The organism is Variovorax sp. 01N429, assembly GCF_056399425.1.
Window position 1 is genome coordinate 20052 of sequence record NZ_JBFTRG010000025.1, and the last position, 22837, is coordinate 42888.

23 protein-coding genes are annotated in these 22837 nt (G+C 65.3%); 3 read left to right on the forward strand and 20 right to left on the reverse strand.

What is annotated here, in order from left to right:
- Positions 1-114: 114 nt before the first annotated feature.
- A complete protein-coding gene (alr, locus tag AC1DSF_RS28205) occupies positions 115-1203 on the forward strand; it encodes an alanine racemase (RefSeq protein WP_478183881.1) in 1089 nt (362 codons plus the stop codon).
- 24 nt (positions 1204-1227) lie between these two features.
- Here the strand turns inward: alr and AC1DSF_RS28210 are convergent, their stop codons facing one another.
- Positions 1228-1737, reverse strand: a complete 510-nt coding sequence (locus AC1DSF_RS28210) for a MarR family winged helix-turn-helix transcriptional regulator (RefSeq protein ID WP_478128521.1) — start codon at positions 1735-1737, stop codon at positions 1228-1230.
- Between the two features lie 376 nt (positions 1738-2113).
- Between AC1DSF_RS28210 and AC1DSF_RS28215 the strand changes: the two genes are divergently transcribed.
- Complete coding sequence (locus tag AC1DSF_RS28215) at positions 2114-3718, forward strand: tannase/feruloyl esterase family alpha/beta hydrolase (RefSeq protein WP_478128580.1); 1605 nt, start codon at positions 2114-2116, stop codon at positions 3716-3718.
- Between the two features lie 57 nt (positions 3719-3775).
- Here AC1DSF_RS28215 and AC1DSF_RS28220 read toward each other — a convergent pair whose 3' ends face one another.
- From AC1DSF_RS28220 to AC1DSF_RS28240, 5 genes are all read right to left on the reverse strand, one after another.
- Positions 3776-4861, reverse strand: coding sequence for an ornithine cyclodeaminase (locus AC1DSF_RS28220; protein WP_478128522.1), 1086 nt, complete (start codon positions 4859-4861; stop codon positions 3776-3778).
- A gap of 138 nt (positions 4862-4999) precedes the next feature.
- Positions 5000-5425 carry an Lrp/AsnC family transcriptional regulator gene (locus AC1DSF_RS28225; RefSeq protein WP_478128523.1) on the reverse strand — a complete coding sequence of 142 codons (426 nt, stop codon included), beginning with the start codon at positions 5423-5425 and terminating at the stop codon, positions 5000-5002.
- A gap of 77 nt (positions 5426-5502) precedes the next feature.
- Positions 5503-6915 (reverse strand): amidase family protein, encoded by a 1413-nt coding sequence (locus AC1DSF_RS28230; protein WP_478128524.1) that lies wholly within the window; start codon positions 6913-6915, stop codon positions 5503-5505.
- Between the two features lie 19 nt (positions 6916-6934).
- Entirely contained in the window at positions 6935-8269 is a 1335-nt protein-coding gene (locus AC1DSF_RS28235; RefSeq protein ID WP_478128525.1) for an MFS transporter, read from the reverse strand.
- A 15-nt stretch (positions 8270-8284) separates the two neighbouring features.
- A complete protein-coding gene (locus tag AC1DSF_RS28240; protein WP_478128526.1) occupies positions 8285-9508 on the reverse strand; it encodes a M20 aminoacylase family protein in 1224 nt (407 codons plus the stop codon).
- 242 nt (positions 9509-9750) lie between these two features.
- Here AC1DSF_RS28240 and AC1DSF_RS28245 point away from each other — a divergent pair, with 242 nt between their 5' ends.
- Positions 9751-10653 (forward strand): LysR family transcriptional regulator, encoded by a 903-nt coding sequence (locus AC1DSF_RS28245; RefSeq protein WP_478128527.1) that lies wholly within the window; start codon positions 9751-9753, stop codon positions 10651-10653.
- Between the two features lie 15 nt (positions 10654-10668).
- Here the strand turns inward: AC1DSF_RS28245 and AC1DSF_RS28250 are convergent, their stop codons facing one another.
- The 14 genes from AC1DSF_RS28250 to AC1DSF_RS28315 all read right to left on the reverse strand — a co-directional run bounded on the left by AC1DSF_RS28250 (position 10669) and on the right by AC1DSF_RS28315 (position 22804).
- A complete protein-coding gene (locus tag AC1DSF_RS28250; RefSeq protein WP_478183882.1) occupies positions 10669-11646 on the reverse strand; it encodes a 2-dehydropantoate 2-reductase in 978 nt (325 codons plus the stop codon).
- Between the two features lie 43 nt (positions 11647-11689).
- On the reverse strand, positions 11690-12481 hold the full coding sequence (locus AC1DSF_RS28255) for a class II aldolase/adducin family protein (RefSeq protein ID WP_478128529.1): 792 nt from the start codon (positions 12479-12481) through the stop codon (positions 11690-11692).
- A gap of 12 nt (positions 12482-12493) precedes the next feature.
- Complete coding sequence (locus tag AC1DSF_RS28260) at positions 12494-13306, reverse strand: aldolase/citrate lyase family protein (protein WP_478128530.1); 813 nt, start codon at positions 13304-13306, stop codon at positions 12494-12496.
- Between the two features lie 9 nt (positions 13307-13315).
- Positions 13316-14116, reverse strand: coding sequence for a 2-oxo-hept-4-ene-1,7-dioate hydratase (hpaH, locus tag AC1DSF_RS28265; RefSeq protein ID WP_478128531.1), 801 nt, complete (start codon positions 14114-14116; stop codon positions 13316-13318).
- Between the two features lie 32 nt (positions 14117-14148).
- Entirely contained in the window at positions 14149-14553 is a 405-nt protein-coding gene (locus tag AC1DSF_RS28270) for a 5-carboxymethyl-2-hydroxymuconate isomerase (protein ID WP_478128532.1), read from the reverse strand.
- 13 nt (positions 14554-14566) lie between these two features.
- A complete protein-coding gene (locus AC1DSF_RS28275) occupies positions 14567-15418 on the reverse strand; it encodes a DODA-type extradiol aromatic ring-opening family dioxygenase (RefSeq protein WP_478128533.1) in 852 nt (283 codons plus the stop codon).
- Positions 15415-15750, reverse strand: a complete 336-nt coding sequence (locus tag AC1DSF_RS28280; protein WP_478128534.1) for an aromatic ring-opening dioxygenase subunit LigA — start codon at positions 15748-15750, stop codon at positions 15415-15417. Before AC1DSF_RS28280 ends, AC1DSF_RS28275 begins: the two co-directional genes overlap by 4 nt.
- 14 nt (positions 15751-15764) lie before the next feature.
- Complete coding sequence (locus AC1DSF_RS28285) at positions 15765-16736, reverse strand: tripartite tricarboxylate transporter substrate binding protein (protein WP_478128535.1); 972 nt, start codon at positions 16734-16736, stop codon at positions 15765-15767.
- Positions 16733-18193 carry a 5-carboxymethyl-2-hydroxymuconate semialdehyde dehydrogenase gene (gene hpaE, locus AC1DSF_RS28290; RefSeq protein ID WP_478183883.1) on the reverse strand — a complete coding sequence of 487 codons (1461 nt, stop codon included), beginning with the start codon at positions 18191-18193 and terminating at the stop codon, positions 16733-16735. Before hpaE ends, AC1DSF_RS28285 begins: the two co-directional genes overlap by 4 nt.
- Positions 18194-18231: 38 nt before the next feature.
- Positions 18232-18984 carry a fumarylacetoacetate hydrolase family protein gene (locus AC1DSF_RS28295; protein WP_478183884.1) on the reverse strand — a complete coding sequence of 251 codons (753 nt, stop codon included), beginning with the start codon at positions 18982-18984 and terminating at the stop codon, positions 18232-18234.
- Complete coding sequence (locus AC1DSF_RS28300) at positions 18981-19604, reverse strand: fumarylacetoacetate hydrolase family protein (RefSeq protein WP_478183885.1); 624 nt, start codon at positions 19602-19604, stop codon at positions 18981-18983. Before AC1DSF_RS28300 ends, AC1DSF_RS28295 begins: the two co-directional genes overlap by 4 nt.
- Positions 19601-20032 carry a homoprotocatechuate degradation operon regulator HpaR gene (gene hpaR / locus AC1DSF_RS28305; protein ID WP_478183886.1) on the reverse strand — a complete coding sequence of 144 codons (432 nt, stop codon included), beginning with the start codon at positions 20030-20032 and terminating at the stop codon, positions 19601-19603. Before hpaR ends, AC1DSF_RS28300 begins: the two co-directional genes overlap by 4 nt.
- Before the next feature lie 94 nt (positions 20033-20126).
- Positions 20127-21113, reverse strand: a complete 987-nt coding sequence (locus AC1DSF_RS28310; RefSeq protein ID WP_478183887.1) for a Bug family tripartite tricarboxylate transporter substrate binding protein — start codon at positions 21111-21113, stop codon at positions 20127-20129.
- Complete coding sequence (locus tag AC1DSF_RS28315; RefSeq protein ID WP_478144887.1) at positions 21110-22804, reverse strand: FAD-dependent oxidoreductase; 1695 nt, start codon at positions 22802-22804, stop codon at positions 21110-21112. Before AC1DSF_RS28315 ends, AC1DSF_RS28310 begins: the two co-directional genes overlap by 4 nt.
- Positions 22805-22837 lie beyond the last annotated feature (33 nt).

Genomic DNA, 22837 nt, shown 5'->3' on the forward strand with positions numbered 1-22837 from the left:
TTCAGCGGCGGCTGCGCGGTTATAGCATGGGGGTGCGATGTCAAAATGGCGCGATGTCCCCGTAGCGCCGGGCACATTTTTGTGAGTGTTTTCTGCTTTTTCAGGGTTTTTATCGTGCCGCGTCCGATCCTTGCCACTGTTCATCTTTCCGCCCTGCAGCACAACCTCGACCGGGCTCGCCGTGCGGCGCTCGACTCGCGCGTCTGGGCCGTCGTCAAAGCCAACGCCTACGGACACGGCATCGAACGGGTCTTCGAGGCGTTTCGCGGCGCCGACGGGTTTGCGCTGCTCGATCTGGCGGAGGCCGAGCGCGTGCGTGCCTTGGGCTGGCGAGGCCCGGTGCTGCTGCTCGAAGGCGTCTTCGATGCGCGCGATCTCGAGCTTTGTTCCAGGCTCGACCTCTGGCACGTGGTGCATTGCGATGCGCAGATCGACTGGCTCGCGGCCCACAAGACACAGGTGCCGCACCGGGTCTTCCTGAAGATGAATTCAGGCATGAATCGCCTGGGCTTCCCGCCGGATCGCTTCCGTTCGGCATGGACGCGCCTGAACGCGCTGCCGCAGGTGGACGAGATATCGCTGATAACGCACTTCAGCGACGCGGACGCCGAGCGCGGCATCGGCCACCAGATGGAGGCCTTCGAGCGCGCCACGCGGGACCTGCCCGGCGAGCGTTCGATCGCCAACAGCGCCGCCACCCTCCGCCATGCGCCCAGCACACGCGCCGATTGGGTCCGCGCCGGCATCATGCTGTACGGCAGTGCGCCGGATTTTCCCGAGCACGACATTGAGCACTGGCAGTTGCAGCCGACGATGACCTTGTCGACTGAACTCATTTCTGTGCAGACGCTGGAGGCCGGCGACAGCGTGGGGTACGGTTCCAGGTTCACAGCCGAAGGCCCGATGCGCATCGGCGTGGCGGCGGTCGGCTATGGCGACGGCTATCCGCGTCATTGCGGCACCGGCACGCCGGTGTTGGTCAATGGCGTGCGCACCCGGATGGTGGGACGCGTCAGCATGGACATGGCGACCATCGACCTTACGCCCGTGCCCGGCGCGGGCTTCGGCAGCGAAGTCACCTTGTGGGGCCGCGCCTCCGGCGGGGCGATGTTGTCGATCGACGAGGTCGCGCAGGCCGGCCATACCGTGGGCTATGAGCTCATGTGCGCGATCGCTCCGCGCGTGCCGGTCGTGGTCGACTGACCGACCGGCCAATTCAGAGACTCTTCAGGTCGGCGCCCGGTGCGCTTCCGCGGCGGCGCCGCGCGACATCGCCACCTTGTGCAGCAGTTCGATCAGCATCATGCGCTCGGCCACTGAAAGATTGCCTAGCGCTTCGTGCTCGCCCTCGAGCACGGATCGGGTGGCCTGGCCGGCGAGCGCCGCGCCCTCCGGCGTGGTCCGCAGGTACTGAGCCCGACGATCGGTTGCGTGCGGCGTGCGCTGGATCAAGCCCCGGCGCTCAAGTCTCTCGATCCATGCAGTGATGTTGGGCGCCGTTACCGCGAGCGCCTTGGCCAGCCGCGCGGCCGAGACATCGGGGTTTTCATGGATCAGGCTGAGCACCGTGTATTCGACTGGGCGCAGATCGAATGAGGCTCCGATGCGGCCCGCAAAAACCGCATTGGTGACGATCGACGCCTGCGCGAGCTGGTAGCCGAGCACGAGGTGCAATGAGGCTTCGACCAGCCGGCCGGCCGGCGTGGCGTCCTGCGGAGTGCTTCTGTTCTTGGGCATCGCCGGCATTGTCGCGCGACTCGTATTGATTCAGTGACTGAACTTCATGGGGATTTGAGGCGCCAGTCTTTCGCACACTCTGTAGTGGAAAACCATGACTGATTGCCAAATATAGTTAAATAGACTAACTAAATGGCGCCGTCAGCATGCGTCAAAGGAGACATTCTTGAAGACCTCTGTATCGCTTTCGGCCATCGTTGCCGCCTCTCTGTTGACCGCTTGCGGCGGCGGCGGCAGTGGCGGTGGTATCTCCTCTCTGGTTTCGCCTGCGGGCGGGACGACGACGGGAAGCGGCACCACGGCCGGCAACGGCTCCGGCAATACGAGCACCGGCAACACCAACACCAACACCGGAAACTCGACGCCGGTCGAAACCTTGCCGGTCCTCGGCGTGGCCACTGGCGCAACGCTTGGCAACTGCGCCGCGCTCGCCGGCTTCAGCTTTGCGAACACGACCATCACCGCCGCGAACTCGATTGCCGCCGGAACGCTGAAGGTCGCTGGCAAACCGATCGACGCCCATTGCCAGGTGCGCGGCAGCATGTACGCGCGCACCAGTTCGGTCGACGGACAGAACTACGCGATCGGCTTCGAGATGCGCTTTCCGCAGAACTGGAATGGGCGCTTCTTCTATCAGGCCAATGGCGGCGTGGACGGCAGCGTTGCCACCGCAACCGGCGCTATCAACGGAGGCGGCGGCTTGAACAACGCCTTGAACATGGGCTTCGCCGTCATCAGTTCGGATGCCGGCCATCAGGCGCCGACACCGTTCTTCGGCATCGACCCGCAAGCACGGCTGGACTACGGCTATCAGGCCGTCGCAAAGCTCACGCCGATGGCGAAGGCGCTGATCGCGTCGGCCTACGGCAAAGGTCCGGACCGGTCGTACTTTGGCGGCTGCTCCAATGGCGGGCGGCACACGATGGTCGCCATGTCGCGCTATCCGGACGACTACGACGGCTTCCTCGTCGGCGACCCGGGCTTCCGGCTTCCGCTCGCGGCGTCGGCCAACATCGTCGGTGCGCAAAACTACAACGCCCTGGCGACCACGCCCGGCGATTTGGGCACCGGCTTCACGCAAGCCGAACGCACGCTGGTTTCCAATGCCGTGTTGGCCAAATGCGATGCGCTCGACGGCTCGACCGACGGGCTGGTCCAGGACACCGGCGCCTGCCAGGCCGCTTTCAACCTGAATCGCGACGTCCCCACCTGCAGCGGTACCCGCGACGGCACTTGCCTGAGCGCGGACCAGAAGCAGCGCATTGGCCAGCTCTTCGCGGGCGCGCTCGATGGGAACGGGCAGAAGTTCTATTCGAGCTTTCCGTTCGATTCGGGGGTGAACACGAACGGCTGGGCCTCGTGGAAGTTCAACAGCTCGCTGAACCTCGATTCGGGTGCCGTGGGTTTCATCTGGCAGGTTCCGCCGGAAACGCAAGCAGGCTTCAATGGCCCGAACTTCACGCTCACCACCAGCATCGACACCATCCTCGCGAAGATCACCGCGACCAGCGCGCTCTACACCGAGAACTCGCTGTCATTCATGACGCCGCCGAATCCCGCGGACCTGAGCCGGCTCAAGAAGCGCGGCGCCAAGGTGATGGCCTATCACGGCACCAGCGATCCCATCTTCTCGAGCGACGACACCCAGCATTGGTACGACCAGCTCGCCGCAGCCAACTCGGGAGATGCTTCGAACTTCGCGCGCTTCTATCGCGTCCCGGGCATGAACCATTGCAGCGGCGGTCCCGCAACCGACCAGTTCGACATGCTCACGCCGCTCGTCAACTGGGTCGAGAAGGGCCAGGCCGCCGATTCAGTGGTCGCATCCGCTCGCGGCGCGGGCAATGCGGGTGGGGTGAACGCCGACGTTCCTGCAAGCTGGGCGCCAGACCGTACTCGTCCGCTTTGCGCATACCCGAAGGTTGCGCGCTACAAGGGCACGGGGGATGTCGAGAAGGCGGAGAGCTTCAGCTGCCAGTGACGGATAGCCATGCGAATGGCCATACGCCATTGCCCTCGCATGGGTGCAGCACCGGGGTCACGCAAGCTGCCCCGGTGCGCTCGCGTGTGCCGTGACTTGGGCGGGCGCGCGCAACAACCCGAACAGATCCTTCGGATTCCTTGGCTCGGGCAGCAGTTCGATCCGCTCTCCCATGCCGAGCGCCAACGCCTGCTCGCGCATGAAGGCCAGCGCCGCGAAATCCTCCAGCGCAAAGCCGACCGAATCGAAAAGCGTGAGCTGCTTCTCGTCGACGCGTCCCGGAACTACGCCGGCCAGCACGCGCCAGAGCTCGGTCACCGCGAAGTCCGCAGGCATTTGCTGGATTTCGCCCTCGATACGCGATTGCGGTTCGAACTCGACAAAGACGCTCGCGGCTGCGACCACGCCGCGCGCCAGTTCGGTCTTGCCGGGGCAGTCGCCACCCACCGCATTGATGTGCATGCCTGGCTCGACCATTTCTGAAGTGAGGATGGTCGCGTTCGTCTTGTCGGCGGTCACCGTGGTCACGACGTCGACCCCGCGCACAGCATGCGCGGTGCTGTCGAAGATGCGCACTTGCAGGCCCTGGCCGCGCAGGTTCGACGCCAGCTTCTCGCTGGCGGCGCGATCCACGTCGTACAGATGAAGCTCCCGAATGCCCACGAGGTCGCGGAAGGCGAGCGCCTGGAATTCGCTTTGCGCGCCATTGCCAATGAGGGCCATGCGGCGGCTGTCCTTTCTGGCAAGTGCGCGCGCGGCGACGGCGGACATCGCCGCCGTGCGAACAGCCGTCGTCAGCGTCAATTCGCTCAAGAGGCGCGGCGCGCCGGTGTGGACGTCGGCGAGCACGCCGAAGGCGATCACCGTCGGAAGCCCGAGGCGGTAGTTGCCGGGGTGCCCGTTGACGTACTTGAAGGCGTATTGCTCGGCATCGGCAATTGGCATGAGCTCGATGGTGCCCACGGGCGAATGGCAGGCCGTGCGTGCGCTCTTGTCGAATTCGTTCCAGCGCAAAAACTCGCGTTCGATGCGCTCGGCCACGCCAGCGATGCATGCCGGGACGCCGAGCTGCTGCACAAGGCGGATCATCTCGGGCGCGCTGAGATAGGTGATGGTCGGATAGCGGGAACTCGTGTGCTGCATGGGTACCTCCAGAAGGGTTGAAAAGATTCCTGTCTGAAAAGTAGTTTCCCAACGGAAGGGGTCAATCCGAAGGCTGCAGACTGCTGCGCTCTGCGCGATGTGCTGCCACAGTGGCAGCGCGGATTGCCACCTTGTTGGCTAGCGGTAAGTGGCCAGCAGGATGTTGGTCTCGCTGTGCGCGATACCTCTGGCCAGCCGGATTCGTTCGAGCAGGTCCGAGAGCTCGGACATCGATCCGGCGCTGAGTTCGGCCAGCATGTCCCAACGGCCATTGGTGTCGTGCAGTGCGCTCACGCCAGGTTCGCCGATCAAGGTGGCGATCACGCTTCGGGCCTGGTTGCCCTCGACACGGATGCCCATCCACGCCCGGATGCGATGCGGCTCGGCGTCCGGGCGAAGGCTGATGGTGTAGCCGGTCACGACGCCTTCGTCTTCGAGTTTGCGCAGGCGATTGGCGACCGTGCCGCGCGACGTGTCCAGCTTCGAAGCGAGCGTTGCGAGGGGCGTGCGCGCGTCTCGGCGCAGCAGCGCGATGAGTCGGCGGTCGAGATTGTCGAGGACCATGAAGAAGGCAGGCGATCAGGCGTGCCCCTCCGGTTTTGCGGCGGCGGCAGCTTGGGGGGCAGGGAGTCGAGAGCGAATCAGCGCGGGGCGAGATGCTCCAGCGCCGAGAAGGCGGCTGCGCGTTCGATGACTTCGCCAGCGGCCAGCGCCAAATCTTCGCGGTAGCGCGTGCTGACGATCTGCACGCCGGCCGGCAGGCCATCGGCAAGCCCTGTAGGAACGCACAGGCCCGGCAGGCCCAGCGCCGCGGTGCTCAGCAAAGGCGCCTGGGCCTCGAGCATCTCCTCATAGCGGGATTGCGATCGCTGATCGTCGTCGATGGGAAACTGCCGCTCCCAGGACACCGGCATCAAGAGAATCGGGTAATCGGCGAAGAACAGCGACCATGCACGCGCAATGCTCAGGCGGTGCTGGAACGTCGAGAGATACGCGTCCCGGTCCATCGATTCGAGGTCGCCCATCTGGAAGCGCAATGCATTGCGCACGGCCGCATCTCCCATGGCTTCGATCGCCGGGCGCCCACCGCGGCGCAGGTCGTCGTTGAGCATCGAGCGCCACAGACGGGCTGCTTCTTCGACGCAGGGCGGGGCTGCTTCTTCCACCCGGTAGCCGGCGTCGGCCAGCGATTGCGCGGCCTGTTCCAGGGCGCGCACCACGCTGGCATCAGCCTTCGCGCCCGCCTGCTGCTTGAACAGCGCCACTCGCACCGGCCGGGCACTGTCAGGGTAGGCCAGCGGTGCCGGCACCCAGAGCGGATCGCGCGCGTCGCCTTGCGCCATGACCTCGAATGCCAGCCGCGCGTCGGCGACGGTGCGCGTGAGCGGTCCCTGCACCGACATTAGCTGGTTGGTGACGATGCGGTCATCCTTGGCGCTGGCATTGAAGGCCGGCACCCGCCCGGCCGTGGGGCGCAGGCCCACCACGCCGCAGGCCCATGCGGGGTAGCGGATGGAGCCTCCGTAGTCGTTGCCATGTGCGATGGGCCCCATGCCCAGCGCGACCGCCGCCGCGGCCCCGCCGCTGGAGCCGCCGGGCGTCACGGCCGGATCCCACGGATTGAGCGTGCGGCCATGGGCCTCGTTGTCGGTGAACCAGCGCAGCGAAAACGAGGGTGTGTTCGAACGACCGACGATGATGCCGCCGGCACGCCTGAGATTGTTCACGAGCGGCGCGTCGATCTCGGGCCGGAAATCCTTCAGCGCGGTGATGCCGCCGCTGCCGGTACTGCCCGCCACATCGACGTTGATCTTGATGGTGAGCGGAACGCCATGCAGTGGCCCGAGCGTCTCGCCGCGCGCCTGCGCCGCGTCGGCCTCGCGCGCTGCCGTGCGGGCGCTGTCGTGCAGTACCTCGGTGAGGGCGTTGACGACGGGGTTGGTGCCCGCGATGCGCGCCAGCACGCTGTCGGTCGCTTCCAGTGCAGAGATTTCCTTCCGCCGGATGCGGCCGGCGAGTTCGGTGGCGCTCAGGCGCCAGGCTTCGAGGTTCATGGGAAAGGCTCCTGGGATGTCAGTCTTGTTCCAGCTTGCGGCCGCGGCTCTCGGGCAACGCCAGCATGGCGAGTGCGCTCACGACGCTGGCACCCGCCATGTACCAGGCCGGCGCCACCGGATTGCCCGTCGCGCCAATGAGCCACGTGATGATGAACTGCGTGGTTCCGCCGAACAGGGACACGCCGACCGCGTAGGCAATGGCGAGTCCGGTGGCGCGGAAGCTGGCCGGAAGAAGTTCGGGAATGGCGGTCATCGACGCCGCGCCGCTGATGGCGGTGAGCGCGGAAAGCACGCTGGACACGGCCAACAGCATGCCGACGCCGGGATGGGTGGTGAGCAGCATGAAGGCCGGCACCGCGAGCACCACGGTAAGCACGCGCGGCCACAGCATCGTGCTGCGGCGGCCATGGCGGTCTGCCAGCCAGCCGCCCACCAGCGCGAAGCCGGCAGTGACGAAGCCCCCCACCACCGTCGCGCTGAGCGCGATGCCGGGCGACATCTTCAGAGTCGTGATGGCGTAGGTCGTCATGAAGTTGAGCACGTAGGTGGAGACGGTGCCTCCGACCATCACCAGCACGGCAATGGCGATGAGGCCGCGCCAGCGCGCCCGTCCGCCTCGGACGGCGGTATCGATGCCGCGCGGCCGGGATTCGCGGTGCAGCGTCTCGGGCATGCGCCGACGCAGATAGACCGCCACCGGCACCAGCAGCAGGCCGACCAGGAAGGGCACGCGCCAGCCCCAGTCACCCATCTGAACGGGCGTGAGGAGGGTCGTCATTGCCAGGCCCATCACGCCCGCCACGCCCGCAGCCAGGCCCTGGCTCGCGAGTTGCCAGCTGGCGTACAGGCCGCGCCGGCCGTCGGGCGCGGCCTCGATGAGGAAGGCGCTCGCAGGACCCACTTCCCCGCCCAGTGCCAGGCCCTGGACCAGGCGGCAGACCACCACGATCACGGGCGCGGCGAGGCCGATGCTGGCATACGAAGGCGTGAGCGCAAGACCCATCGTGCCGACGGTGATGAGCGCGATCGTCAGCAGCATCGCGGGCTTGCGGCCCGCACGGTCGGCGAACGCGCCGATCAGCACTCCGCCGATCGGCCGTGCGAAGAAGCCCACGCCGAAGACCGCGACGGACAAAAGAAGACTCCCCGTCGGCGTAGAGGCGGGAAAGAAGGCCCTGCCGATGTAGACGGCGAAGAACGCATAGGTGACGAAATCGTAGAACTCCAGCGCATTGCCCGCGACCGTGGCGGCGATGACGCTGCGCGGCATCTTGCCGGTGTGTGCGGCGCGCTGCGGGTCGGAGTCGTTGGAGGGCATCGTGGCATCGATCGTGGCGGTACCGAAGGACATGGGCGGCTCCTAGGTTCAAACGGCGCGTGAGGAAGAAGGGGAGTGCAATCCGCCATGGCGCGCGCTCAGGAAGCGGCGCGCGAGCAGCACCCAGTAGGCGGCGCCCACGGCTACGTTGTCGTCGTTGAAGTCGTAGCCGGGGTTGTGAACGGAACAGCCGCCTTTGCTGTCGCCATTGCCATTGCCGATCATCAGATAGCTGCCGGGGCAGTGCTCCAGCATGATCGCGAAGTCCTCGCTGCCGTTGGCAGCCGGGCCCTGCTGCACCACCCGTTCGGGGCCCACGAGTTCCAGTGCCACACTGCGCGCGAATGCTGTCTCGGCCGGTGTATTGACGAGCACCGGATAGTCGCGCTTGTAGTTCACCTGCGCCTCGCAGCCGTAGCTGCGCGCCTGATCGACCGCCAGCGCCCGAATGCGCGCCTCGAGCCGATCGCGCACCGCCGCGTCGAGCGCACGCACGCCGATCTCCATCGTGACTTCCTGAGGTATGACGTTGTTGGCCTGGCCGCCATGGATCGCTCCGACGGAGACGATGGCGGTCTGTTGCGGATCGACGTTGCGCGAGACCACTGTTTGCAAGGCCATCACGATGCTCGATGCCGCCACCACCGGATCGGCCGCCAGATGCGGCATGGCGCCATGCCCGCCGTTGCCGCGCACGGTGATGGTCACGTCGTCCGACGAGGCCATGGTCGCGCCGTCGCGAAAGACGAGTGTTCCCTGCGCGACGCCCGGCATGTTGTGCATGGCGAAGATGGCGTCACACGGAAAGCGTTCGAACAGGCCCTGCTCGATCATCAGCCTTGCGCCGCCGGGGTGTTCCTCCGCCGGCTGAAAGATGAGGTTCAGCGTGCCGTCGAAGTCGCCCTCGTTGGCCAGTTGCCATGCTGCGGCCAGCAGCATTGCAGTGTGGCCGTCATGGCCGCAGGCGTGCATGACGCCCGCGTGCGTGCTGGCCCAATCGAGCCCCGACTCCTCCTGCAGCGGCAGCGCATCCATGTCAGCCCGCAGACCGAGCCGCAGGCGGCCCGTTCCGCGGCGCAAGGTGCCGACGACACCGGTGATGGCCAGTCCGCGATGCACTTCGTAGCCCCAGGCCTGCAGCCGCTCGGCGATCAAGGCGGAGGTGCGGTGCTCTGCGAGCCCCAGTTCAGGATGTCGGTGAATGTCGCGCCGCAAGGCCACGAATTCGGGGGCCTGCACGTGCATGCGTTCGAGAAGAAGGGCGGCGGACATCGGGCTCGATCCAGGTCGGTGATTGATAAGACGATGCTATGCAGGCCGTCAGAAAACCAAAAGGCAACTAATTCTGTTCATGACCACCGCTTGTTGTCTGTGGGGACTCCAGACTGGCAAAAGAGGGTGGTGATGCACTGAGCGCCTGAATTCACACCTGTCTCGATGCATTGCGCAGTTGGAATGACTGCACAATTTCCCGTCGGAATTGACTTGTGAACTAACCGGAGGTTGTCGTTCCAATGAAATTGGGTCAACTCGAGTGCCTTGTCGCCGTTGTGGAGCATGGCAGCATCCGCGCCGCCGCACGGGCGCTGAATCTCTCACAGGCTGCCGTCACCAAGTCCATGCGGCTGCTTGAAGATGAAGCCGCCTTGCCACTGTTGTTGCGGCAGTCGCGTGGCATCGCGCTCACCGCCGCTGGCAGTCGGCTGCTGCAGCGCGCCCGAGTCATCACGAGGCAGACCGCACTCGCGCGCGAGGAGTTGCGCCAAGCCGCCGGCGAGGATTTCGGCACGCTGCGCGTGGGCATCACGCCGTTTCTGACGTCGAGCGGGCTGGGTCAGGCATTCGGCTGGTTTCGGCAGCGCTATTCCAATGTCCAGCTGCAGGTCATCGAAGGACTGATGACGCGGGTACTGCCGCGCTTGCGAGAAGGCACGTTGGACATTGCAGCCGTGGCGGCCGACGTGGGCGAGATGCAGGGCGACGAGTTCCGGATCCGCCGGGTCTTCCGGGCGCCGCAACGCATCGTGGTACGCGAGGCGCATCCGCTCCTGGAGCATCCCACCGCGCGAGCGCTGGCTGCTTGCGAATGGGTATTGACGCAGCCTATCGGCAACGGTCAGCAGCCCCGCGTCGAAGCGATGTTCAGCCTCGCCGGCGTGGCGCCGCCGACGCATGTGGCCGTGTGCGAGGCCATGTCGACCGTGGCGCTACTGCGCAGCACCGACGCCGTGAGCATCATGCCCGCGCCGGTGTTGGGGCACAGCGATGCCGCTGGCATTGTCGCTATCCGGAATGGGATCTTCAGCCCGAGCGACATCGAACTATTGATCCTCACGCGCGCCGATGTGCCGCTGACGCCCGCGGCGGAATACTTCGTCCATTGCCTTGAGACGGTGAGTCGGCCTGACAAGTATTAGTCAGGGGCCGCTGGATCAGTAAAGGCCCAACTGCCGCGCCCGCAAACGCGCGAGCCCCAGCAGCGCATCGGTGAACGGCGTCTGCACCCCCGCCAGTTGCCCGAGTTCGCGCACCGCCGACACCAGCGCGTCGAGCTCCACCGCTCGGCGCGCTTCCACGTCCTGCAGCATCGAAGTCTTGAATGCGCCGAGCTTGCGTGTCACGGCATGCCGGTCTTCGGGGCTCTCTGCGATGGGCACGCCGATGCGCGCGCCGATCTCGCGGGCCTCCAGCATGATCGTGGAGATGAAGCCACGCACCAGGTCGTCGCCGAGGATCAGGTCGGTGGTGGCGCCGGTCAGGAGACTGATCGGGTTGACCGTCATGTTGCCCCACAGCTTGTACCAGACGTCTTTCTGGATCTGCGGCGAGAGCTTGGTGTCGATGCCCGCGCGCACCAGCAGATCGCGCAGCGCCTCCGCTCGCGGTGTGGCCTCACCCGAAGGCTCTCCGACGATGAGGCCGTTGCCAAAGTGGTGCCTGACCACGCCGGGCGCGTCGAGTGAGCAACTCGCGTGCACCACGCAGCCGACCACGTGCTTGGCGGGAATGGCGGCATCGATTTTTCCGCCCGGATCGACCGCCTGCAACTGGCCGCCGGCCACGCTGCCGCCAAAGCCCCCTTGCAGGAACCACCACGGCACGCCGTTCATGGCGGTGAGAACGATGGTCTCCGGCCCGAGCAGCGGTGCGATCTTTTCTGCAACAGCAGGCAGCGCCGGCGCTTTCACCGCGACCACCACCAGTTGCTGAATGCCGAGCTTGCCGGGGTCATCGCTTGCATTGACCGGCACCGAGACGCGCGAATCGCCGCTCACCAGCGACAGGCCATCACGCTTCAGCACATCGAGCGTTGCGCCGCGCGCGACGACGTCGAGTTCACAGCCCGCCTGCGCGAGCTTGACTCCCATCCAGCCGCCGATTGCGCCGGCGCCATAAATGCAGACTTTCATGATCGAGTTCGGGCTCCGGTTCGGATTCGAGTTCAGGTTCGGGTCAGTTCTTGTACGAACCATCGATACGGTCGACCTGCCGGACCAGCGCATCGAAGACGTCCTTGCCCGCACCGTGGTTCGGGTTGAACTGCAGTGCATCGCGCGTGCATTTTTGCGCGACGTCTTCAGACACAGGGATCGCGGCGCCCATCGAGAGTGTCGCCATCTGGATCTCGCAGGCACGCTGCAAGGTCCAGAGGATCGCAAACGTCTGCGGCAGCGTCCGCCCCCACGCCAGCAAGCCATGATTGCGCAGGATGACGGCGTTGCGGTTGCCGATGCTCTTGAGCAGTCGCGGGCCTTCATCGGCGTGGATCGTGATGCCCTCGAAGTCGTGGTACGCGACCATGCCGTGCAGTTGGGCCGTATAGAAATTGGTCTGCTGCAGTCCGCTTTGCAAACACGCGACAGCAACTCCTGCCGTCGTGTGCGTGTGCATCACGCAGTGAGCGTCGGGCAACCCGTCATGGATCGCGGCATGCACCGTGAAGCCGGCAGGGTTCACCGGATACGCCGAGCCGTCGAGCACCTTGCCCTGCAGGTCGATCTTGACGAGATTGCTTGCGGTCACCTCGCTGTAGTGCAGGCCGAACGGATTGATCAGAAACTGCTTCTCGCCGCCGGTCACGCTGTCGGGCAGCCGCACGGTGATGTGGTTGTAGATCATCTCCGTCCAACCGAGCATCGCGAAGACGCGGTAGCAGGCAGCGAGTTCGAGCCTTGCGGCGCGCTCGTCCGGATGCATCTCCAAATGGTGAGGGACAGACAACGGCGTGTCGATTCGCGTGTTCATGATCGCTTCCCTTCAGTAGGTGCCGCCGACCGCCAGCGTCGCCTTGGCATCGCCTTTGAAGCGAGCCGCGAGTGCGGTGGTGGTGCGCACCAGCAGGTTGGTGTCGAGGCCCACCGCGACGAAGAGCGCACCCAGCTCCAGGTACTTGCGGGCTTGCGTCTCGTCCGGCGTCAGGATGCCGGCAGCCTTGCCCGCGCGGCCGATGCGTGCAATGGCGTCTTCGATCGCGGCCTGCACTTCGGCATGGCCCGCGTTGCCGACGAAGCCCATTGACGCCGACAGGTCGGCCGGGCCGATGAAGACGCCGTCCACACCGTCGACTGCCGCAATCGCATCCAGGTTAGCCAGCGCCTCGCGCGATTCAGCCTGCACCAGCAGGCAGACGCGGTCGTTGGCGTCCTTTGCATAGCTCGGAAAGCGCCCCCAGCCCGATGCGCGCGCACCGCCCATGCCGCGGATGCCGAGGGGCGGGTAGCGCATTGCGCGGACGATCGCCTTCGCCTGCTCGGCCGTGTCGACCATCGGCACCAGCAGCGTCTGCACGCCGAGGTCGAGGTACTGCTTGATCAGCGCCGTGCCGGATTCGCCATGGCCCAGCGGCACGCGCGCAATGGCGTTGACGCCCGGATAGGCGGCGATCGCCTGCGCCTGCTGCAGGATGCTCTGCAGGCCATTGGGCGAATGCTCGCCATCGATCAGCAGCCAATCGAAACCGGCGCCCGCACAGATCTCTGCGCTGTAGGCATCGGCAAGGCCGAGCCAGAGGCCGATCTGAGCGCGCTTCTCGATGAGGGCTTGCTTGAAGAGATTCGGGGGTGTTTGCATGTCGAGCTTTCAGATGAAGCGAAAGGCGATGGAGCCGAGTGGGCCGTAGTCGGCGTGGAAAGTGTCGCCGGCCAAGGCCGTGGTCGGCCGCGTGAACGAACCGCCGAGCACGACCTCGCCGGCTTCAAGGCATTCGTCCCACGGCGCGAGCTTGTTGGCAAGCCACGCAACGCCGGTGGCGGGGTGGTTGAGCACGGCCGCGGCCACACCGGATTCCTCGATCACGCCGTTCTTGTAGAGCAGCGCGCTCACCCAGCGCAAGTCCACCGCGTCGGGCTTGACCGGCCGGCCGCCCGTCACGATGCCGGCGTTGGCCGCGTTGTCGGCAATGGTGTCGAAGACCTTGCGCATGGCTTTCGTGTGGCGGTCGAGCTGCTCGATGCGCGCATCGATGATCTCGATGGCCGGCACGACGTATTCGGTGGCGGCGAGCACGTCGCAGATCGTCACGTTCGGGCCCTTCAGCCGCTTGCCCAGCACAAAGGCCAGTTCGACCTCGACGCGCGGCGCAATGAAGCGCTTGAACGGAATGTCGCCCTGCTCGAAGAACATGTCGTCCAGCAGCGTGCCGTAGTCGGGCTCGGTGATCTGGCTGGCTTGCTGCATCGCGCGCGAAGTCAGGCCGATCTTGTGGCCCTTGACGATGCGGCCTTCGGCGATCTTCGCCTTGACCCACTCGCGCGAGATCGCATAGCCATCTTCGATGCTCATCTGCGGAAAGCGCTTCGAAAAGTGCTCGACCTGCACGCGCGACTTCTCGCTTTCATGGAGTTCGGCGGCGAGTTGCTGGATGACGTCTTGAGCGAGCATGTGGCTGGCGACCGGGTAGGCCTGTTGTTTGTTTATCTGTTGAAAAGCGGATGCAGGTTGCTGTGCTTGGCGTCATAGACCTGGCCGGGGCTCTCGTCGATGTTGAGCGTGATGCCGATGTGCCGCTTGTCGAAGATCGTCTCGAAGTGTTTGCGGGTGGCGGCCATCAGTGCATCGCCGGCCTTGGTCTTGGCTTCGTCGCTGCGGCCCTGCGCGATGCGCACGTTGATGTAGACGAAGGCGTAGTCGTCTTCGCCATCCGCGACCGAATAGTGGTGCGCCGGATAGGCCAACACGCGCGTGCCGCCGGTCGGGAAGATCTTTTTTCCCTCCTGGTCCTTTTGCGCGACAAGCACGGCGGCAAGTGAGCGGCAGAGGCCGCTGATGTCGGCGTCAGCCTCGAGGTTGGCGGTGTACTGGATCACGGTATGCGGCATGGCTTTGTCCCGTCTATTCAATCGAAGTCGCAATCGAAGGCGCAATCGACATCACGGCAGCCGTGCAGGTCACCGCGAAGATCGGAATCGCCTTCATGTGGAAGATCTCGCCCCTTCCGCGCGCGGCAGCCGCCACGGCGATAAAGGTGCGAATCTCGAAGCCGCCCTGGCCCGCTTCGCGGTAGGTGGCCTCGTCGTTGTAGTCGTCCTGCGACAGCAGCGCCTCGCGGTCGTTGGCGCACCAGCGGCGCATGAACTCGGCGTCCCATTCGGCGTTGACCTTTCCCGAGTCGGGCGTTGCCGGCCAGTGCGAAATACCGCCGGTGCCGATGATCGCGATGCGCTCGGGCGCCTTGTCGCACGCTCGGCGCAGTGCTTCGCCGAAGGCCCATGCGCGGTGCAGCGGTGTGAGCGGCGGACCCTGGCAGTTGATGTTCACGGGAATCACCTTCGTGTCGAACTTCGGCGTCAGGAAGTGGAGCGGCACGATGATGCCGTGGTCGAATTTCCATTCTTCTGCGTAAGCCACGTCGACCGTCTGCATCACCTCGCGGATCAGCCGCTGAGACAGCGCCGCGTCGCCAGGAATCTTCGTCTTCTCGATGCCGAGCCACTTCGGATCCTCGATGGGGCCTTCGTAGCTGTCGGCCATGCCGATCGCATAGGCCGGCATGTTGTTCATGAAGAAGTTGGCGAAGTGCTCGGCCGCGATCACGATCACCGCGTCGGGCTTTGTCGCATGCAGCGCTTCGCCCATCCGGCGGAACTGCGCATGGAATTCATCCTTGATCGCCGCATCCGCCAGGTGCGCGCGGCCCGTGATACCTGGGGCGTGACTGCACACGCCAGCAAAGACAAGACTCATACGCCAGCCACTTTCTCGTCGTGCGAAGTTGTCATCGCGTAGATGCCTGCGCGGACCGGACCGTACTTGAGAACGCCCTCGCGCATCGCCGCGATGTAGTCGGCCCACGGCATCCCGAGCAGCGGAGCGAAGTGCATCAGCAGTTGTCCATTGCAGCCGAGGACGTAGAGCTTGCCGATGTCGCCGGCATCGATGGCCTGGCGCTCCTCGGCGTTCAGGTCGTAGCCGTCGAGGAGGGTGGCCCGCGCTGGGCCGCCTTCCGCGTACAGGCGCTGCACCTCGGGTTCGCGATTCAGTGCAAACAAGAATTTCTGCATGGCGTAGAGGCTCATTGCGCTCTCCTGTTTCAGCCTTCGACTTCGATGCCGGCCTTGCGGATCACGTCGCCGTACTTTGCAACCTCTGCGCGGATGAATGCCGCGAACTGGTCGGGCGAGCCCGATAGCGACGCAATGCCGCCTTTGTGGAATGCCTCGGTCACCACCGGCCCTGCGAGCGCGCGATTGACTTCGTCGTTCACGCGCCGCACGACCGCATCGGGCGTGCCCGCAGGCGCCAGCAGTCCATTCCATGAGTTGGATTCGATCGGCACGCCCTGTTCGGCCAACGTGGGAATGTCGGGCGCATATTGCGAGCGCTTTGCTGTTGCCATGCCCAGCGCGACCAGCTTGCCGGCCTGGATGTGGCTGCGGAACTCGGGCCAGTTGCCGAACATCATCGTCACCTGCCCGCCGAGCAAATCCGACAACGCAGGGCCCTGGCCTTTGTAGGGCACATGGACGATGTCCAGGCCCATCTGCATCTTGAGCATCTCGCCCGAAAGATGCGCTGAAGTGCCGTTTCCGAATGACGCAAAGCTCAGCGTGCCAGGCTTTGCCTTGGCCTGCGTGCGCAGGTCGGCGAGTGTCTTGATGCCGCTGTTCGGATGGGTCGCGAGCACGTGCTCGGACATGCCCATCAGCGCGACAGGACGGAGGTCTTTCAGCGTGTCGTAGGGCAGTTTTTTCAACAGCGTCTGGTTTGCCGCGAAGCTGTTCGCCACGCAGACGAAGCTGTAGCCGTCGGGCTGCGACTTGGCAACTGCATCGACGCCGATCACCGTGCCGGCGCCGGGCTTGTTCTCGACGATCACCGGCTGACCGAGCGACTTGGCAAGTTCGAGGCCCACCAGCCGGGTAACGAAATCGGTCGTCCCGCCGGGCGTGAAGGGCACCACGATCCGAACAGGCTTTGCGGGCCATGCCTGCGCAAACGCGAGCGAGGGCAGGGCCGCGACTGCCGCGATACCCTGCACCAGCGTGCGGCGCGATCCGTTCATGCCACACCCCAATGCGGGATGTGATGCGAGCCGAGCGAGACCGCGACGTTCTTCGGCTCGCAGAAAACCTCATAGCTCCACGTGCCGCCTTCGCGCCCGGTGCCTGAAGCCTTGGTGCCGCCGAAGGGCTGGCGCAGGTCGCGAACGTTCTGGCTGTTGACAAAGCACATGCCGGCCTCGACCGCAGCGGCAACGCGATGCGCGCGGCCGATGTTCTCGGTCCACACATAGCTCGACAGGCCGTACTGGATATCGTTGGCCAGCCGGATCGCGTCGGCTTCGTCCTTGAACGGAATGAGGCAGGCGACCGGTCCGAAGATCTCGTCCTGTGCGATCTTCATGCGGTTGTCGACATCGGCGAACACGGTGGGCAGCACGTAGTTGCCGCGCTTGACGCGGTCCGGCAATTCGGGCGCGCCGAGGCCACCGCACATCAGCGTCGCGCCTTCCTTCGGGCCGAGCTCGATGTAGCTGCGCACCTTGGCGAGATGCGCCTGCGAAATCATGGGGCCGACGATGGTCTTTTCGTCCAACGGATCACCCACCGAAATGCGCTTGCCGCGCTCGACGAACTTCGCGACGAAGTCGGCGTAGATCGACTGCTGCACCAGAATGCGCGAACCCGCCGTGCAACGCTCGCCGTTGTTGCTGAAGATCATGAACACCGCGGCGTCGAGCGCCCGATCAAGATCGGCGTCGTCGAAGATCACGAAGGGGCTCTTGCCGCCGAGTTCCATGCTGAACTTCTTGAGGCCCGCACTCTTGACGATGCGGTTGCCCGTCGCTGTCGACCCCGTGAATGAAATCGCCCGCACGTCCGGATGCGCCACCAGCGGCTCGCCGGCTTCCTTGCCGTAACCGTGCACGAGATTCAACACGCCCGCGGGGATGCCCGCTTCGAGTGCGAGTTCGCCGAGACGCGCAGCCGTGAGCGGCGAGAGTTCGCTCATCTTGAGCACGGCCGTGTTGCCGAAGGCGAGGCAAGGCGCAACCTTCCACGTTGCCGTCATGAAGGGCACGTTCCATGGAGAGATCAGTGCGCAGACGCCCACCGGATGAAAGAGCGTGTAGTTCAGATGCGTCGGCGTCGGGTAGGTGTGGCCGTCGACGCGCGTGCACATCTCCGCGAAGTAATAGAAGTTGTCGGCTGCGCGTGGCACCAGTTGCTTGCCGGTCTGCGCAATGACTTGGCCGCAATCATTGGTCTCGGTCTGGGCGATTTCCGGCACGTTTTTGGCGATCAGGTCGCCGAGCTTGCGGATCAGCTTTGCGCGCTCTGGCGCAGGCATGCCGGCCCACTTCGGAAAGGCTTCCTTGGCGGCTGCGACCGCGGCGTTCACTTCGGCTTCACCGCCCGAGGCGACTTCGGCGAGCACCTCTTGCGTGGCCGGATTCACGGTCTGGAAATAGTCGCGGCTGCCGACAGGCTTGCCGTTGATGAGGTGATCGATCTGCATTGAATGTCTCGTTCGGGTATCTCGTTGGGGTGTGCCGCTCAGGCGGCTGCGATCGTGTTGACCAGTGCGCCGATGCGCTCGATCTCGGTCACGATGACATCGCCAGGCCGGCAGTCCACCACGCCGTCGGGCGTGCCGGTGAGGATCAAGTCGCCCGGCGACAGCGTCATGAAGCTGCTGAAGTATTCGAGGAGAAAGGGCGCATCGAAGATCATGTCCTGCGTGTTGCCCGATTGCGTGACCTTGCCGTTCACCGTGGTTTGCAGCGCCAGCGACATGGGATCGGGCACGTCGGCGGCGTCGACCAGCCAGGGGCCGATGGGCGTGCAGGTGTCGCGATTCTTCACGCGCAGATTGGGGCGATACCAGTTCTCCAGGTAGTCGCGAATCGCGTAGTCGTTGGCCACGGTGTAGCCGCCGATGAAGTCGTAGGCATCATCGCGCCGTATCTTGCGCGCGGTCTTGCCGACGACGATCGCGAGTTCGCACTCGTAGTGCATGAACTGCACGTCCGACGGCCGCGAGGTGAGCTGCCGGTGGCCGATGAGCGTGCTTTCGCCCTTCACGAAGACGAGCGGCTCTTCAGGTGCCTTGAACTCGAGTTCCTTGGCGTGGTCGGCGTAGTTCAGTCCCAGCGCGAGGATGGTGCGAGGGCGCGGCGTCGGTGCCAGCGGGGGCATCCACGACACCGCGTCCGGCGCGACGAGCCGGCCGTCCGCCAGCAGCAGTTGTCCATCCTTCTCGACGGCATCGTGCACCGCCCCTTCGAACAAGATGCGTGCGCGCTTCATGCTTCTTCCTTCACGAGCGTGTTGACGAGCGGCTCGAATCCCGGACCGCTGATCTCGATGCGGTCTCCGGCACGTGCGAGCGGACGTCCGGCGTCGCAACCCAGCATCAGCACATCGCCATGCTGAAGCGTCATGAACGCGCCGACGTCGGCCAACAGCTGCGCAGCACTACGCACAGTTTGCGAGAAATCCACCGACTGCCGCAGCTCGCCGTTGATGCGGACTTCGAGCCTGAACTCGGACGGATCGGCGACCTCTTGCGCGTCGCGCATCGCGGGGCCGATGCCCAGGAATCCGTCGAGGCACTTGAACTTGACCGGGGGCCGGAAAAAGCTCGTGTGCGGGATCGAGAGATCGTTCATCAGCACGAAGCCTTCGACGTCGTTGTCCGCACCGATCACCATGGCGACCGTGGCGCCGACTTCGACCTCCGGCACACGCGCCGGAACCGCGATGGCGCTGCCGTGGGGGCTCCAGGTGTTGGCGGTCTTGACGTAGAGGACGGGCGCCTTTGGCGGTGCCTTGTAGGGCGGCTGGTTCATCTGCGGCGCCAGTGCTTCGACTTCCTTTCGGAAATTCAGCAGCACGCCGTAGACGGTGCCGGTTGGCAAAAAGCTCATGGTTGTTCCAATGCGATCAGTTCGTCTAGCAGCGCGTAGAGTTCTTCGAGCTTGTCCTCGCCCAATCTTTCTTCCATCCACCTGTAGTGCGCTTCGATGCTGGTGGAAAGGCGCTTGACGAGTTTGCGGCCTTGGGCGGTGGCCTCGACGACCGTGCGGCGCTGATCCTCCGGATCGCGACTGCGCGTGATGAGCCCGTCGCGCTCCATGCGCGCCAGCATGCCCGTCAGGCTGGGTCCGAGGATGAAGGCTTCGCGCGCCACGCGGCCGGTTTCGACAGAGCCGTGTTCGCCGAGCACGCGCAGAACGCGCCATTGCTGATCGGACAATTCATGCTCGCGCAGGCTCGGCCGTGTGTGGGCCATCACGGCCTCTCGCGCCTGTAGCAGCAGACGCGGAAGATTGCGGTGCGTGAAGGTGGTCGTCATGAAGCCCTCATTTACTTAACATGTTAAATGATTGCCTTGTGACCCCTCTTCGGGTTAACCCTCGCATCCCCCCGGGACGATCCTCTCGGGACGATCAATCGATCGTCGTGCCAGAGAGGCGCACCACTTCGCCCCAGCGCTTGGCTTCGGTCTTCATGTAGGCGGCCAACTCGGCGGGCGTGCTCGATCGCGATTCGAGCCCTTCGCGCTCGAGCTTCTGGCGCAGATCGGGTTGCGCGAGGATCTTCGCGATTTCGCGGCTGTAGCGTTCGGTGATTTCCGCCGGGGTGCCCGCGGGCGCGACGATGCTCTGCCATGCCACAGCCTCGAATCCGGCCGTGCCGGGAATACCGGATTCAGCCACCGTCGGCACTTCAGGCACGGCGCTCTGGCGCTTCAGCGAAGTGACGGCGAGCGCGCGCAGCTTGCCGGTGCGCACGTGCTGCAGTGCCGGCGCGATGTCCGTGAACATCAGCTGGATCTGACCGCCGAGCAAATCGGTCAGCGCCAGCGCGCTGCCTTTGTAGGGCACATGGCTGAGCTTGATGGAAGTCGCTGCCTTGAACATCTCGGGCCCCAGGTGCTGCGGACTGCCGTTGCCGGCCGATCCGTAACTCAACGCATCGGGCTTGGCTTTCGCGAGCGCCACCAGCTCGGCGAGCGAATTCGCCTTCACCGAAGGATGCACCACCACCATCAGCGGCACCGCGCCGATCAGCCCCACCGGCGCGAAGTCCTTGGCCGGGTCATAGGGCAGCTTCTTGTAGAGCCACTGGTTGATGGCAAGCGTTGTGCTGGTCGCCACGAGCAGCGTATTGCCGTCCGGTGCGGCGCGGGCGACCTGACTGGCGCCGATCGCGGTGCCGGCGCCCGGCTTGTTGTCGACGATGACGGTGCGGCCGAGCGCGATGCCGAGCTGCTGCGCGATCAGCCGGCCCAGCATGTCGGTCGTGCCGCCCGGTGCGTAAGGCACGACGATGGTGATCTGACGGTCGCTCTGCGCGAGGACCAAAGATGGCCCGGCGGCGCAGACGGCGGCGGACAGGGTGCCGATGCGGCGGATGACTTGACGGCGGTTCACTGGACGGTCTCCTTGTCTTTCTCTTCGGTTTGAAGTGCGGGGGCCGTTTCGGCGCCGCGCACGAGGTCGATCAATGCGATCGGATCGGCAGGTGCCGCATCGCCGCGCCACGCCACGTGCTGATCAGGTCGCGACAGCACCAGCTTGCGGTCATAGAGCGTTGCGGCGTCGGCGGAACGAAGGTCGAGCACCGTCAACGGCACGCCGCGCGAAGCTGCAGCGGCTTCGATCGAACGGACATCGACATTCGGATCGCGCCGCAACAGCGTGTAGCCGGGGCCCATCGCGTCGTAGAGCGATCGGCCATCGTCGAGCCAAAGATGGGGCGTGCGGCAGCCGGGCACGGTCGATGGCGTGAAGGTGGCCATGGTGTAGGCCGGCGCCGGTTCGCCGTCGTAAGCGATCAGCGGCGAACGATCATAGAAGTAGCCGAAATTGAGCCCGCCGCAGCAATACTGCTGCACGTTCAGGTCATAGAGCGCGCGCCCGGTGGCTTCGCGCAGCGCGTCGCCTTCCACGCCCGGCGCTTCAATGCCCGGCGGCACGCCCTCACGCTGGCGTTGCAACGCGATCGCGTGGTTCATTGCAAAGTTCGACACCTGCTCGGTGATCGGCTGGCGCTCCGCTTCGTACGCATCCAGCGCGGCCTCCGTGGCCCAGCCTTGCAAACGGCCCGCGAGCACCCACGACAGATTCATCGCATCCGCGATCCCTGCGTTCATGCCGTAGCCGGCCATCGGAATCCACAGGTGCGAGGCATCGCCGCAGATGAACACGCGCCGGTCGCGGAACCGGTCGGCCACCAGACGGCGCCCGATCCAGTCCTCCTTCGAGATGATCTCGTACTCGAACTCCGGGCCGACCCCCAGGATCTCGCGGATCGCCCAGTCGCGGTCGACCGCCTCGAAGTCCGTCTCGTCCGCCAGCAGATAGTTGTGCAGCAACCAGGTCTCGCGTCCATCGATGGCGTAGACGTTTCCGCAGCGCCGCGGATTGAGCGAAAACGTAGCCCAGGCAGGCGCGTGCTTCAGCAGCCCAAGCAGCGCCGGGGCACGAAAGTAGGTCGATTGCACGCGGCCGACCACATCGGTGCCGTGCAACTGCGCGCCGATCTTCTTGCGCACCATCGAGCGCCCGCCGTCGCAGCCGATCATGTAGCGGCTGCGGATGCGCACCGGCTGCCCATTGTCGAGATCGACGCCGTTCGCCCACACGCCGTCGTCATCCTGCGTGAAGTCGTCGATGCGCGTCCGGTTGCGGATGCGCAGGCCCGGCACCGCTTCGGCATGTGCGAAGAGCACCGGCTCCAGATAGATCTGGTTGATGCGGTGCGGCGGTTCCGGCGTCGGCCACCCCGTGTCGGGGCCGCCCGTCGCGGTGTAGCGGTCGCGCCGCGCGGGGATCGGAATGCGCGACAACTCGTCGCCCGTCATCGTCGTGCGGTAGGCCACGTCGTTCGGGTAGTCGGCAGGCAGGCCGCTGTCGCGCAGCTTGGCGGCAACGCCCAGCCGGCGAAAGATCTCCATCGAGCGGGCCGACACGTGGTTGCACTTCACGTTCGGCGGTTCGCCGCGATGGCGGATCTCGGCCACCAGCACGTCGATGCCGCGCTGCGCCAGATCCATCGCCAGCGTCAGTCCGACCGGGCCGGCGCCGACAATCAGCACCTGCGTTTGGAGTTCTTCACTCATCGCTCTTTGTCTCCAGAAGTCTCAGCCGTCCAT

Excerpts from the sequence above, each read along its gene's own strand:
- hpaH (WP_478128531.1), bottom strand. The coding sequence starts at position 14,116 with ATGCTCGCTCAAGACGTCATCCAGCAACTCGCCGCCGAACTCCATGAA.
- AC1DSF_RS28285 (WP_478128535.1), bottom strand. The coding sequence starts at position 16,736 with ATGAACGGATCGCGCCGCACGCTGGTGCAGGGTATCGCGGCAGTCGCG.
- AC1DSF_RS28300 (WP_478183885.1), bottom strand. The coding sequence starts at position 19,604 with ATGAGCTTTTTGCCAACCGGCACCGTCTACGGCGTGCTGCTGAATTTC.
- AC1DSF_RS28245 (WP_478128527.1), top strand. The coding sequence starts at position 9,751 with ATGAAATTGGGTCAACTCGAGTGCCTTGTCGCCGTTGTGGAGCATGGC.
- AC1DSF_RS28240 (WP_478128526.1), bottom strand. The coding sequence starts at position 9,508 with ATGTCCGCCGCCCTTCTTCTCGAACGCATGCACGTGCAGGCCCCCGAA.
- AC1DSF_RS28315 (WP_478144887.1), bottom strand. The coding sequence starts at position 22,804 with ATGAGTGAAGAACTCCAAACGCAGGTGCTGATTGTCGGCGCCGGCCCG.
- AC1DSF_RS28250 (WP_478183882.1), bottom strand. The coding sequence starts at position 11,646 with ATGAAAGTCTGCATTTATGGCGCCGGCGCAATCGGCGGCTGGATGGGA.
- AC1DSF_RS28225 (WP_478128523.1), bottom strand. The coding sequence starts at position 5,425 with ATGGTCCTCGACAATCTCGACCGCCGACTCATCGCGCTGCTGCGCCGA.
- hpaE (WP_478183883.1), bottom strand. The coding sequence starts at position 18,193 with ATGCAGATCGATCACCTCATCAACGGCAAGCCTGTCGGCAGCCGCGAC.
- hpaR (WP_478183886.1), bottom strand. The coding sequence starts at position 20,032 with ATGACGACCACCTTCACGCACCGCAATCTTCCGCGTCTGCTGCTACAG.
- AC1DSF_RS28230 (WP_478128524.1), bottom strand. The coding sequence starts at position 6,915 with ATGAACCTCGAAGCCTGGCGCCTGAGCGCCACCGAACTCGCCGGCCGC.
- AC1DSF_RS28210 (WP_478128521.1), bottom strand. The coding sequence starts at position 1,737 with ATGCCCAAGAACAGAAGCACTCCGCAGGACGCCACGCCGGCCGGCCGG.
- AC1DSF_RS28295 (WP_478183884.1), bottom strand. The coding sequence starts at position 18,984 with ATGAAGCGCGCACGCATCTTGTTCGAAGGGGCGGTGCACGATGCCGTC.
- AC1DSF_RS28260 (WP_478128530.1), bottom strand. The coding sequence starts at position 13,306 with ATGCAAACACCCCCGAATCTCTTCAAGCAAGCCCTCATCGAGAAGCGC.
- AC1DSF_RS28220 (WP_478128522.1), bottom strand. The coding sequence starts at position 4,861 with ATGCAGCACACGAGTTCCCGCTATCCGACCATCACCTATCTCAGCGCG.
- AC1DSF_RS28280 (WP_478128534.1), bottom strand. The coding sequence starts at position 15,750 with ATGAGCCTCTACGCCATGCAGAAATTCTTGTTTGCACTGAATCGCGAA.
- AC1DSF_RS28235 (WP_478128525.1), bottom strand. The coding sequence starts at position 8,269 with ATGTCCTTCGGTACCGCCACGATCGATGCCACGATGCCCTCCAACGAC.
- AC1DSF_RS28270 (WP_478128532.1), bottom strand. The coding sequence starts at position 14,553 with ATGCCGCATACCGTGATCCAGTACACCGCCAACCTCGAGGCTGACGCC.
- AC1DSF_RS28255 (WP_478128529.1), bottom strand. The coding sequence starts at position 12,481 with ATGAACACGCGAATCGACACGCCGTTGTCTGTCCCTCACCATTTGGAG.
- AC1DSF_RS28275 (WP_478128533.1), bottom strand. The coding sequence starts at position 15,418 with ATGAGTCTTGTCTTTGCTGGCGTGTGCAGTCACGCCCCAGGTATCACG.